Origin of the sequence: Algoriphagus sp. SE2, assembly GCF_039563885.1 — a bacterium.
In the GTDB taxonomy this organism is placed as follows: Bacteria; Bacteroidota; Bacteroidia; order Cytophagales; family Cyclobacteriaceae; genus Algoriphagus.
In genome coordinates this window covers 394,888-407,507 of sequence record NZ_JBCLWJ010000003.1, presented here as the reverse complement: position 1 = coordinate 407,507, position 12,620 = coordinate 394,888, and the positions used below count along the sequence as shown (strand labels likewise).

Below are 12,620 nucleotides of genomic sequence, written 5' to 3'. Positions count from 1 at the left end.
CTTTTAGCTCAAATATCATGAAAAAAACTCTTCACGATCATCTTAGCCCATCCACAGGGCCCAAAAACATACTTTCACTAGATGGCGGTGGAATAAGAGGAGCCCTGAGTCTAGGATACCTTAAAAAGATCGAAACCATCCTTCAGGAAAAATACGGGAAAGATTATTTAATGTGCGATCATTTTGATTTGATTGGCGGAACTTCCACAGGTTCAATTATCGCTACTGCCTTGGCAATCGGAATGAAAGTGGATGAAATTAAAGATCTATATATGGATCTTGGAGGGAAGATTTTCGGTAAAAAATATAGCTTTTGGAACCCTCTTCAAACCTGGAAATTCCTAAAGGCCAACTATGATTATTCCGTTTTAGAAAAATCATTGAAAGGAGCATTTGGAGACATCACTTTAGGTAGCGATCAGATTAAAACCGGGCTTTGTATTGTGGCGAAAAGAGCTGACACCAATAGCGTCTGGCCCTTGATAAACCACCCTCAAGGGAAATTTTTTGATACTAGTTTAGGAAAAAATAAAAACATTCCACTATGGCAGGCAGTCAGGGCCAGTAGTGCTGCTCCAACATATTTTGCACCTCAAATGATTGATGTGGGTGATGGTCAAAAAGCAGCTTTTGTAGATGGTGGTGTGAGTATGGCTAATAATCCTGCCATGACTCTTTTGATGGTAGCTACCCTTAAAGGTTTTCCATTCCATTGGGAAATGGGTGAAGATAAAATGACTGTTGTTTCCGTAGGAACTGGGTACAGTGTTTTCAAAAAGCAGGTTGGTGAAATCAAAGAAGCCTGGATGAAAACCTGGGCCATGAACGTGCCGGATATGCTGATGCAAGATGCCAGCTGGCAAAACCAAATTATGCTTCAATGGCTCTCCAACTCTCCCACTGCTCATTATATTGATATGGAAATTGAAACCTTAAGAGATGATTATATCGGAGGCAAACCTTTGATAAAATATCTGAGGTACAATTTTGCCATGACAGAAAGCGAATTAAACGGCTTAGGCTTAGGAAAAACTTTTTCTGAGAAAGAGGTAGAAAGCCTCATAGAAATGAGCAATGCTCAAAACAGAGAAGAGCTTTATGTAATAGGAGCTGCAGCTGCAAAAGATTCCGTTAAGGATTTTCATTTTGAATAAATCCACAATTAACTTTAGCTATCAACTCTCTAAAAGAACTTGAATAACTTCTTCCACCCAATCGCCTTGGACTTTATATAGTTCAAGGTTATTGGCGGTAGAATCTGTTTGCCAATTCTCATGAGGTGTACTAATGGCAGCTGATAAATATTCGGAAGCTTTATCTTGATCATTTTGCAAGAGCGCTAACTCCAAAAGAGTTGCTTGAGGCCAGTAATCATCAAAATTAGAAGGAGCTTTACGCATTGAAATCTTACTTTTCTTTTCCAAATACGTCAATACTGAATACTCCACAACTTTTGCAAAGTCAACAGTATCCTTATCCCCTCTTGCAAATTTCAAAGTTGCTGCATTTATCCCCGGATAAAAATCTCTTAAATCGGACTGAAATCCTTCGGTATAAATTTCAATTGCCTTATTCAAAAACCCTTTCGCCAAGAAAGCTTTTGAGTTTTTGACTTCATTGTATTTATCCTTATAAATCCTACCAAGAATCCCCAGAGTCTCGCTATTAGAACCCTTTTCCTCTACCAGTTTAGTAAGTACTTCTATTGCTTTATCTTTTTCCCCTGCCCGGTTCAAAGCAAAGCCATACTGTTCCTGCACTGTAACTGTGCCTTTTAGATGATTGGGTAAGGATTCAATAAAATCCACCATTTCCTGAAATCCATTGATGGACCGATATGCCAAAATAAAATTAATCGCCATTCCTGCATCCCAATCCTCTTTAGGAGGAAGGGTTTGCTCTAACTCCTTCAGTTTTTTAGCCCTTTCTTCCTTTTTATCTAAGTTTAAAATCTCTTTAACCTGCTCATTTACTTTATTGTCCTGTTTTGCTCTTTCTCGGAGCATATCTACTTTATCAATGGAAAGATTATGTTTGAATTCTATCCCATCCATTAACTGATAAATTGGGCTATCTGTGATTTTTTTCTTTTTTATACCAGCTATATATGCTTTTAATGCTTCCTTTTTATCTTCCAAGTCTACAATTTCATTATCAACTATTGTGTAAGGGAAACAGCGTACATCAACCAAATCAAATGGTATTTTAGTACCTGTCTCAAAAATGCTAAAAGTCGTAAATGGCTTAGCTGTATAACGAATTCCTAATTCATAAAAAACGTTGGCATTTGCGGTGGTCAAGTCTGCTATTGCAAAATCGCAAAGAATCAATCGCTCATACATCGGCTTATGAATGATCCCTCCCATCATTTCCTGATCAGCCCGAATAGATTCCAATCCGGATTCTTCTATTACTGGTCTAATAAATTTCTCATATACTTCATCAAAATTTATGATTCTTCCTGTTGAATCAGGTTTTTTGCCGAAAGGCATGATTACAAAACAAAGTGGTTTCATGGCTGAAGAATTAATTTTTAAAAATTTGCTAACATACTTTCAAAGATTCTATTCAATAATTTTGGCTTCATTAATTGCATTTAAGATTTGAAACCTCCTTTCGGCTCTCATTTGAATATTTGCTTTCTCCCTTGACGAATTTAACCAGATCTCAATCTGCCCAATCCGCAATTTGATTAAGTTGGAATTGATACAACTTTGAAGAAAGAATATCTGAATATGAACGTTTTTCTCCCATAAATAGAAGCCAAAGGGAGTATTGATCACAGTCAAATCGGGATATCCCACGAGACTTTTTACCTGAGATGCAGTAACTCTACCATATACTGCTATAAAATGAACAACCCCTGCGGTTTTTCCACTTCCAATGATTTCATTCTGCTCATATAAGAATGGTCTTCCCAATTGATTTCTAGCATCAGCAACTGACATGCTATCCGGCACCGCATAGTATCTACAAATCATGTTAGAAAAAACAGGGTTGGAAACTAAAGCGGACTGAAGGGTTTCTTTCATCTTGGCTATTCTTTCTGAGTAAGAAAGCTTACTCCAATCCAGCGTCTCTGGGATAATTGATGAGCCTGCCACTACTCTTTTCTGAGTTCTAAATGAATTTTCAAGAGCTTTAATCAAATACCTCTTGATTTGGATAAGGCATTTATTTTTCAACTCATTAAAGTCTTTTGCCTCAATGGTCTCCATGTGCTTAAAATCATTTTCGACATCCAGTGCAAAACTTTCATTTCTCTCAAATGCCTTTCCCTTTTCGGGAAGTTTAAAGAATTTACTGATGTTAATCCCAAAACTCATATCACCAAATTCCTGCAATGCCGCCAGATATTCCTCGTGACATATTCCGTTAGAAGAATCTAAGTCCGCAATTGGCCAGCCTGCCTCCCCATTGAAAAGAATTATTATTACGTTAGACGACCGCAGACTATCCATACAATTTTCAAAAGCATCTTTTGAAAGAGTAGAATCAAAAGTTCCTTCGTTAATCAAAACCTCAAATATTTTCTCTTCTAAAAAGTATTCTTTTTCAATTTCTTCCTGTAGAAATTTCCTAAGATCTTTCAGTGATTTCTTTGGGTCAAGATTTGAAAAAGAGGAATTGACTCTACTTGAAAGAAAAATTTTAATAGTTTCCATCTTGTTAGCTATTTGCTCGAAATACTATGCTAAAAATTTAATCAATAACTGAATCATTTAGAACTCAAACATAAGTTTTATTCAACTTCTCTTGATTCTTCTTTCGTAATCCTATCCACTACTAAGGCAATTGCACCATCGCCTGTCACGTTACATGCAGTCCCAAAACTGTCCATCGCAATGTAAAGGGCAATCATCAATCCGATCATTTCTTCATTAAATCCTAGTATGGATTGAAGGACACCAATAGCTGCCATTATTGCTCCTCCCGGAACCCCAGGTGCCGCGACCATCGCTATTCCTAGCATGAAAATAAATCCAGCAAACATTCCGAAATCAAAAGGAACTTCTTCCAAAATCATTAAGGCCATTGCGCAAGCAGTGATTTTCATGATACTTCCTGAAAGATGAATAGTTGCGCATAGAGGTATTACAAAACCAGCAATTTTTGGTGAAACACCATTTTTTTCTGCTTGCTCTAATGTTACTGGAATTGTAGCAGCTGAAGATTGCGTACCCAAAGCGGTAAAATAGGCTGGCATCATAGTTATCAAAAGCTTAATTGGGTTTTTCTTCACAATTGCACCTGTAATTACATATTGCAAAATCAACAAGAAAATATGCATTGCGAAGATCACACCAATGATATTTAGGAATACAGAGAGGATTGAATATACCTGACCGCTAAATGCCATATTGGCAAAAATACCTAAGATGAAAAGAGGCAATAAAGGAACGATGACATTCTCTATGAGTTGCATAATGATCGTTTCAAAATTCTTTACCACTTTTTTCAGCGCAGAATCCTCTTGATATGAAAGCCCCAAACCAATTACAAAAGCTAAGACCAATGCTGACATCACATCTATCACTGCAGGAATAGTAATACTGAAATATGGCTCTAAATCCCTCCCACTCTCAGTGATCTCAGTTGATTCATTTATATGAGAAGATAGCAGTGAGGGAAAAATTGTGGAAGAGGTAAAATAACTCATAAAGCCTGAAAAGATCGTTGACCCATAAGCTATTGCGGCAGTAATCAGTAAAAGTTTACCCGCACCTTTACCAAGGTCCGAAATCGAAGGCATAATTAATCCCAAAATGATCAGAGGGATAGCAAAATTTAGGAATTGCCCAAAAAACGCATTGAAGGTCGCGAAGATTCTGTTGATAGACTCCGGTAAATAAAGACCAAAAATGATCCCAAGTACAATGGCAACAAAAACTTTAAAAAGGAGATTAGAGAATAGTTTTTTCATTTTTTAGACTTTGATTCTAAATCAGCTTTAAGCAGCATCTTTGAATTTTTAAATTACTAAGATAGAAGGAATGTCAGTGATGAGACTAATGCGTTAGAATTTATTGACGAATCTCTACTTCATATTCTTATTTGGAATCAAATAAGTCACTATTGATGGAATAGACATTTGAGAAAAAGAATTCAAACATCATGTTTTCCATAAAGCAGAACTTTAAATCTTAGAGCAATAGAACAAATAAAAAAAGCGGTGTATGCCTTTTTTAGACACACACCGCTTTCTCGAAATCAAATCTAATAATTGAGTTTAAGACTTAAGAATAATCCGTCTTTACAAAAATACTAGAGAACTAACAAAATGTTATTTACTCTTCCTCTGGGACCCACGAGATAGTTCTAGAGTACTCGACTCCTCCAAACATAGAAATAAGGGTATAATCTCCTTTAGCTTGTGGGTTTAAGTAATATCTAAAAGGAAGGATATACTGACAATTTCCACTATTATTTATTACAAGTCTAATTCTATCAGATCTTAAATTTGAAAAAACATCAATTTCTTCACCGTTAAACTCTATTGAAAGTCCAACAGATTCAATAAAATTTTCAGCATCAGCTAAGATGGAATTTATCTGCTCTTCTGATAAGCTCTCTGGACATTCACCTTCATTAATTTCAGCTTGGAGGGTGAAATTTATAGTCACCCAAGATCCCATTGGGACTTCAACAGGTACATCTTCTCCAGAAAGGGCTGGTATTCTGACACTTTCCCCCCTTATCAGACTAGGATCAGTTTGTTGATCATTAATTTCTTGTGTTCCATTACGAAGTCTCAAGGAATTTCCTGAAATAAGTATGTCTTTTGACTTTAGAGAAAAGTCACTTTCTGCTGATAAAACTTCCGAATCAGCATTTACATCATCATTAACAAAATCTACATTGCTACAGGAATAAGAAACCATTGCTAACAAGAGAAATGCAAGTTTAAAATTTTTCATTTGGTTGAATTTAAATGTTTAAAGAATATTGGTGAATGTACTATTAAAATCCATTTATCGTTATACAAAATCTAATTTTTATCTAATGAAATACAAAAAGAGGGATTTATTTATCAATTTTATCTATTGATTGAAGAATAAAAAACTCAAGCATTTATCTAAAAAAGAATTTAGAATATTAATAAATAAAATTATTACAATATTTTATTTAAAATTTTGAGTAATAAAGAGCAAAAAAATAATCTAACAAATACCTAATTATTTCATTTATCAATACTTATTTTTTATTTTAATTCTCTAAAAAACAAGATTATAATAATACGATTCATAAATTTTATTTTTCTGTATGAAAGGTCTTTTGACTATTATCTTCCTTCTCTCAGTTAAACTTTGCATAGCAAAGCAAACTCAAGCCCCTCCATCAGTAGTGGCTGGATTTCCCGTCAATTATGACGAAAATGCGATTCCACCTTATACGCTACCTGATCTATTTACTTTAAAAAATGGACAGAAAGTAACTGATGCAGAAACCTGGTTTAATGAAAAAAGACCTGAACTTTTGAAAGCTGTAGCTGAACTTCAATATGGAAAAACTCCTCCTGCCCCAAAATCGATCAAATATGATATTTATGAAAAGAAAGGTGAAGCATTTAATGGAAAGGCGATTAGAAAGCAGGTAAGAATTTATTTAACAGAAAACAGCAAACCTCATCCTATGGATTTACTGATTTACTTACCTAAAAATTCATCTAATAAAACTCCAATATTCTTCACGATTTCTTTCACTGCAAATTCACAAACAGTGGATGATCCAGAAGTTAGAATTGGAGAGATCTGGAATAGAGAAGGTCAAAAAGTAAAAGCTGATCAGCCGAGTAGGTTTAGGCCTACAAATGCGGAACAATTCATAGATGAAGGCTATGGTTTTGCTACAGTTTATTATGGTGACATAGATCCGGATTTTAAAGAGGGTTTTGAACATGGTATCAGAAAGGAATTTCTAAAACCAGGTGAAACTAAGCCTAAAGATGATGAGTGGGGAACAATTTCAGCATGGTCTTGGGGACTTAGCAGAGCCATGGATTATTTTGAAAAAGACGATCAGATTGATGAAGATCGAATTGCATTGATGGGAGTTTCTCGATTAGGAAAAACAGTGCTTTGGACTGGAATTAGAGATACGCGATTTAAAATGATCATTGCGAGTTGCTCAGGAGAAGGAGGAGCCGCACTTGCCAGAAGAGATTATGGTGAAAACATCAAGCATATGTCTGACTCTTCCAGATATGGGTATCAGTTCGCTCCAAATTATCATGCGTATTCCACGCATGTAGAAGATTTCCCCTTTGATGCACATGCTCTTGTTGCCATGATTGCCCCAAGGCCTTTGTTACTTCAAACCGGAAATACAGACTATTGGTCAGACCCTAAAGGTGAATTTTTAGCAACTCAGGAAGCGAAAAAAGTTTATGAGCTCTTTGGTGAAGAAGGTCCCCAAAGCAATGAAATGCCTCTGCCTGGAGACACTTCATTGATTGAGAATAAATTAGGCTATTACATGCACGAAGGTGGTCATGGCACTATTCCTTCTGACTACCCCGTTTTTATCCGATTTATGAATAAATTTTTATGATTTTAATCTAATAAGCAATCGGGATTTCAACCATAGTCTGGTCCCAACCCAAACGCATAACCGCTGTGTTATTTCCAAGATCTTCAAATCGAATGGAGAAAGATTCTACTACTTCTGGACTGGATTTTGAGTCAACTGTAAACCGAATTACATCCTTGCTTTCATCGTATTTGAAAGCGCCCCAATAATCCAAATCTGAATTAATAATAATAGTCCATTCGCTTTCACCCGGAATAGCAAACATAGAGTAGGTTCCTGCTTTAAGACTCTTTCCCCCTATGGTAAGGTCTTTAAAAGCCTTAAACTCTACCGCTTCATTTGCACCTAATCGCCAAACTTTGCCAAAAGGAACAATCCCTCCAAAAACTATTCTATCTGCCTTATTTGGTCTGCTATAATAGGCTTTAGCAATTGCCTCCTCTCCAGCTTTACGATCATGAGCAAAATTATCCGGCAAATAGGCAACATCCATTGGACTTTTATCAGGCCCTCTAAAAGATTGTGCAAATGTGGACAATCCTATTCCTAAAAGTAGAACAAAAGAAAGAATATACTTTTTCATGCATTTTGGTTTTAGTTATAATTTTTGAAATTATTCATTTATTCCAAATTTATCATCAGTGAGGATAAATCTCAACTATCAATATTACATAACAATTTAAATGTCAGTATTTTAATGAAATATGCTCCAAATAATCAAACCTTGGATGCTTCATTATTAATGGATAACTTAAGTATTATTCAAAAACTAAGTTACATTTTACTATTTCCAGTTCTACTAAACAGTATCGTTTTAAAAAGCGGATTATCTTCTGGAGGGTAGAATTTGCTCATTAATTGGTATACTCAAACTGAAATAATCCAATAAATATTCCAAATGTGATCAGGTGATTAATTTACCTTACCTATTTAAATGCATTAGCAGTCAACCATGAATGAACAAGAAGTAATCAAAACAAAATTTCTGAGAACCCAAAAAGCCTTACGATTAAAACCGGCACTAGGCTTAGGTATAGGGATCTCCAAGACTCGTATCCTCTCAGGTTTATCATGCAAAAGCCAAGAAGGTGAGTACGTCTTTCATACAGATATGCCCAGCCAAGTCGGGGGAAATGGAACAGGACCTACTCCTGGAGTTTTAGGAAGAGCGGCATTAGGGAGTTGTCTAGCAATGGGGTATATGATGTGGGCTTCAAGATTAAATGTCATAATAGACAGTTTAGAAGTTCAAATCGAGGCAGATTATGATGACGGAGCTCTATTTGACACATCAGATTCGCCTCCTGGGTATTCAGAAATCCGGTATATAGTTAAAATTAAAAGTCCTGCAAGCAAAATGGACATTGACAAAGTTTTAGATGAAGGGGATAAACACAGCCCCTATCTTGACGTTTTTTCGAGAGCTCAGAAATGCATTAGAAAAGTTGAATTAGAGGAATCTTAATTACTTAAAAATGAAGCCCGAATTACAGCGAAGAGTACAGAGATATGGTTGGGATAAGGCTGCCAAGTTTTATGAAAATAGCTGGCAAACACAACTAAAACCTGCCCATGATCTATTATTGGAAAATGTGGAAATTAAACCGGGCGACTCCATTTTAGATATTGCAGCTGGCACGGGGCTTATCACTTTTCAGATGGCTAAACTTTTGGGTCCTTCAGGTAGAATTATAGCAACAGATATATCTGATGAAATGATTAAAATTGGAACGGCTACTGCCCAATCCAATCGCTTTTCTAATGTAGAATTTAAACAGATGGATGCAGAAATCCTTTCATTCAAGAATTCTAGTTTTGATATGGTTACTTGTTCTTTAGGTCTGATGTATTTACCCGATCCCGACCGAGCTTTGCAAGAAATGTATCGAGTCCTTAAACCGGGTGGAAAGGTGGTGGTGGTAGTTTGGGGGTCTAGAAAACGATGTGGTTGGGCGGAAATTTTCCCGATCGTGGATGCTCGCGTAAGTTCAGATGTTTGCCCTATGTTTTTTCAGTTGGGTGAAGGAGAAAACCTTAACTACCCTTTCAAGAAAGCAGGTTTTGAGAATTTTACACTTAAAAAAATCTCTACAAACCTCCATTACAACACAGCTGATGAGGCCTGTCAAGCTTCATTTTTGGGAGGCCCAGTGGCAATGGCTTATTCAAGATTTGATGAAAAAACAAGAAATGAGGCTCAACAAGAGTTTAGAGCGTCTATTGAATCATTCAAAACAAAATCCGGATACGATATACCAGGTGAGTTCGTAGTTTCCTTCGGATACAAACCTATTCTAGCTTAAGATTTCAGAATTTAATTTTAATCTAGCTTTAGAGTATTTTTTAAATCAAAACTGGTGATTTTCAATCTTAAATAAGTTATTGAGTCTAAGTAGTGGTAAAGAACATTATCTAATTTTAATATATAAGATTTGAAGGCAGCAATCAGAAGAACCTATGGCTCGCACGATGCGATTACTATTCAAGAAATAGAAGATCCTATTCCAAAGGAAGACGAAGTACTTGTACAAGTGAAGTCAACGACTGTCAACAGAACAGACTGTGCGAATCTTACTGGTAAGCCTTTTATCATGAAAGTGATGTTAGGTTTTCCAAAGCCAAGAAAGATAATTTTAGGGACTGATTTTGCAGGTGAAGTGATTGAGACAGGTAAAAATGTAACCTCTTTCAAGAAGGGAGATCGGGTATTTAGCTTTTTGGATATGGGGCTGGAATCTCAGTCGGAACTAGTTTCTATTAAGGAAAATTCTTTATTGAATATACCTGAAAATATAGATTTCAAACAAGCGGCAGCAAGTTTGGAAGGCGCTCATTATGCTTATTCTTTCATTCACTATGTAGCCATTCAACCTGGAAATGAAATCCTGATTAATGGAGCCACGGGAGCTATTGGTTCTGCTCTTTTGCAATTTGTGCGGTTATTTGACGTGGATATAACCGTCACGTCAAATTCCAAAAATAATGGATTGATGCAGTCTTTAGGAGCCGATAAAATTATTGATTTCACAAAAGAGGACTTTACAAAAACTGGCAATTCGTTTGACTTTATTTTTGATACAGTAGGCAAAAGTACCTTTGGTGCGTGTAAGCCAATCTTAAAAGAAAAAGGGGTATATATTTCTTCCGAACTTGGCCCTAATGCTGAAAATATCTGGTTCGATTTAACTACAAAAATTATCCAAAATAAAAAAGTCATTTTCCCAATTCCATTCAGCCTAAAAAAGACAATGCCCTATATTATTGATTTGCTAAGTACCGGTAAATTCAAACCTGTAATTGATAGAGAATATTCTTTAGATCAAATTTCTGAAGCTTATAAATATGTACTCTCTGGTCAAAAAACCGGAAACGTGGTTGTGAATTATTAAGTAATCAACTCTAATTATCCAAAGATATTTCTTTCGCAGTAAGATCAAATCACACCGTTATTTCATAAAAAACAGCCATTGAATAAAAATTCTTCAAGAGTTAATAAATTCTCACGCACATTCCATTTTCGAATTATTTTTTGAAATTGAGGGACTGAAAGTACAAAAGGCATATGAAACGACGTCCATTCCTTCAAAAAATCACCCTTTTTTCCTCAGCGGTAATGGCTTTACCTCTGGATAGTCTAGGCAAAACAATAAAAGAAGAGCCAAAAAATCTACGATTTATAGTAGCCTCTGATGGGCATTTCGGACAGCCGGAAACTGATTTCACAGGCACACATAAAAATTTAATGGAATCTATCAATGCAGAAGAACAAGTGGATTTCGTGGTTTTTAACGGTGATTTGGTTCACGATAACCCAATATTTTTACCTCAAGTGAAAACATTTTATGACTCTTTAAAACCTCCTTATTACGTCACTCGAGGAAATCATGACCGCGTGGCAACTGGTGAATGGGAAAAAATTTGGGGTTATCCTGAAAATCATTCTTTTAAGGCCAAAGATGGATCTGGTGTAATTTTGCTCAACTGTTCAAATGAAGCAGGTGAATACCTTTGTGGAGATGTCCCTTTTTTAAAATCAAAATTGGAGGACTTTAATAGTCTCTCACATGTCTTTGTTTTCATCCATATTTCCCAAAACGACTGGACCAGGCATGGAATAAAATGTGATGAGCTCATGGAAGTTATTGCTCAGCATAAAAACGTAAAGGCAGTATTTCATGGACACGACCACGATGTAGATGGTATCATGATTAACCGAGGCAAGCCCTATTTATGGGATGGGCATTTTGGAGGAAGCTGGGGTAATCCATTTCACACTTACCGTGTAGTTGAGATTCTCGAAGATGGTAAAACCATTACCTATCTAAAAACTGTGAAAGACGGAACCGTACTCAATGGACATTCTCTTTAATTAAACATAAAAAAATCCGATATCTATCGGATTTTTTTATCATATAAGGAATTGTGATTATGTTAAGAGTTTATATCCCTGATCCTTATCTCAAATTTTCAATTCTCCTTCTAAGCCTACGTTGACTTTCTTTCCGGTAATGATCCCAAACAGCATTTTAGCACCTGCTAGCCCTGCACCATGTTTGGTATCCCAATAATGACCAGCTTGTGGAGTAAATTTAATCACTGAAATTCTAGGATCATCTTTTCCTTGAGGGAACCAATTTTTGGCCATTGCGTCCCAAAGTTCATAGATCATTTTTTTATCCTGAGTGATCTCCGCATTTCCCTGAAGTTCTAAAAACTCCATGGCACTCGTTTTCTGAAAGAAAAGTCTTGCTCTGGGATTGCTATTTATTTCTGCATTTTTTGCACTATCTACAGCACTCAAAAACCAAAGTGTTCCATCATCATCAGATTTTTGAATACTCATTGGTCTTGCGGATTGGTTTTCATCAAATGAAACTTCTGTTTGGAAAAAGCACAAACTGGAGGAGTCCACCATCTCGCGTATTTTGCTTATAGCTTCTTTTCCTTTGAGATTTTCCACATTTGAATGTTCTGTTTCTTTATTTATAGTTTCCATAATATTCTTTTTTAATTAGTAAGTTTAAAAGCGCAAAGTTCTTGCCTTTCAGCCCATTTTTGTTTCAAAATTTCAAAACACTCTTAAAACTGCA

General features: G+C 36.0%; 12 protein-coding genes. 6 read left to right on the top strand and 6 right to left on the bottom strand.

Annotated elements, in window-relative coordinates; translation table 11 throughout:
* Nucleotides 1-17 precede the first annotated feature (17 nt).
* Nucleotides 18-1,154, top strand: a complete 1,137-nt coding sequence (locus AAGF08_RS05805; protein WP_343510159.1) for a patatin-like phospholipase family protein — start codon at nt 18-20, stop codon at nt 1,152-1,154.
* A gap of 21 nt (nt 1,155-1,175) precedes the next feature.
* On the opposite strand, the gene AAGF08_RS05800 is transcribed toward AAGF08_RS05805, so the two are convergent.
* The 4 genes from AAGF08_RS05800 to AAGF08_RS05785 form a co-directional block, all read right to left on the bottom strand.
* Nucleotides 1,176-2,516 carry a TRAFs-binding domain-containing protein gene (locus tag AAGF08_RS05800; protein WP_343510158.1) on the bottom strand — a complete coding sequence of 447 codons (1,341 nt, stop codon included), beginning with the start codon at nt 2,514-2,516 and terminating at the stop codon, nt 1,176-1,178.
* Nucleotides 2,517-2,564: 48 nt separating this feature from the next.
* Nucleotides 2,565-3,665 (bottom strand): hypothetical protein, encoded by a 1,101-nt coding sequence (locus tag AAGF08_RS05795; RefSeq protein ID WP_343510157.1) that lies wholly within the window; start codon nt 3,663-3,665, stop codon nt 2,565-2,567.
* Between the two features lie 77 nt (nt 3,666-3,742).
* On the bottom strand, nt 3,743-4,924 hold the full coding sequence (locus AAGF08_RS05790) for a dicarboxylate/amino acid:cation symporter (RefSeq protein WP_343510156.1): 1,182 nt from the start codon (nt 4,922-4,924) through the stop codon (nt 3,743-3,745).
* A 364-nt stretch (nt 4,925-5,288) separates the two neighbouring features.
* Nucleotides 5,289-5,918 (bottom strand): hypothetical protein, encoded by a 630-nt coding sequence (locus AAGF08_RS05785; RefSeq protein ID WP_343510155.1) that lies wholly within the window; start codon nt 5,916-5,918, stop codon nt 5,289-5,291.
* A 346-nt stretch (nt 5,919-6,264) separates the two neighbouring features.
* On the opposite strand from AAGF08_RS05785, the gene AAGF08_RS05780 reads away from it, so the two are divergent.
* On the top strand, nt 6,265-7,551 hold the full coding sequence (locus tag AAGF08_RS05780) for an acetylxylan esterase (protein WP_343510154.1): 1,287 nt from the start codon (nt 6,265-6,267) through the stop codon (nt 7,549-7,551).
* 7 nt (nt 7,552-7,558) lie between these two features.
* On the opposite strand, the gene AAGF08_RS05775 is transcribed toward AAGF08_RS05780, so the two are convergent.
* The gene (locus AAGF08_RS05775) at nt 7,559-8,113 is read right to left on the bottom strand and encodes a DUF2911 domain-containing protein (protein ID WP_343510153.1); all 555 of its coding nucleotides are present in this window, start codon (nt 8,111-8,113) and stop codon (nt 7,559-7,561) included.
* A gap of 369 nt (nt 8,114-8,482) precedes the next feature.
* On the opposite strand from AAGF08_RS05775, the gene AAGF08_RS05770 reads away from it, so the two are divergent.
* From AAGF08_RS05770 to AAGF08_RS05755, 4 genes are all read left to right on the top strand, one after another.
* On the top strand, nt 8,483-8,995 hold the full coding sequence (locus tag AAGF08_RS05770; protein WP_343510152.1) for an OsmC family protein: 513 nt from the start codon (nt 8,483-8,485) through the stop codon (nt 8,993-8,995).
* A 10-nt stretch (nt 8,996-9,005) separates the two neighbouring features.
* Nucleotides 9,006-9,833: a class I SAM-dependent methyltransferase gene (locus AAGF08_RS05765; protein WP_343510151.1), complete on the top strand. Its 828-nt coding sequence runs from the start codon at nt 9,006-9,008 to the stop codon at nt 9,831-9,833.
* A gap of 129 nt (nt 9,834-9,962) precedes the next feature.
* Nucleotides 9,963-10,919 (top strand): NAD(P)-dependent alcohol dehydrogenase, encoded by a 957-nt coding sequence (locus AAGF08_RS05760; protein WP_343510150.1) that lies wholly within the window; start codon nt 9,963-9,965, stop codon nt 10,917-10,919.
* Nucleotides 10,920-11,092: 173 nt separating this feature from the next.
* The gene (locus tag AAGF08_RS05755) at nt 11,093-11,899 is read left to right on the top strand and encodes a metallophosphoesterase (protein ID WP_343510149.1); all 807 of its coding nucleotides are present in this window, start codon (nt 11,093-11,095) and stop codon (nt 11,897-11,899) included.
* 90 nt (nt 11,900-11,989) lie between these two features.
* Here AAGF08_RS05755 and AAGF08_RS05750 read toward each other — a convergent pair whose 3' ends face one another.
* Nucleotides 11,990-12,526: a pyridoxamine 5'-phosphate oxidase family protein gene (locus AAGF08_RS05750; protein WP_343510148.1), complete on the bottom strand. Its 537-nt coding sequence runs from the start codon at nt 12,524-12,526 to the stop codon at nt 11,990-11,992.
* Between the last annotated feature and the right edge of the window lie 94 nt (nt 12,527-12,620).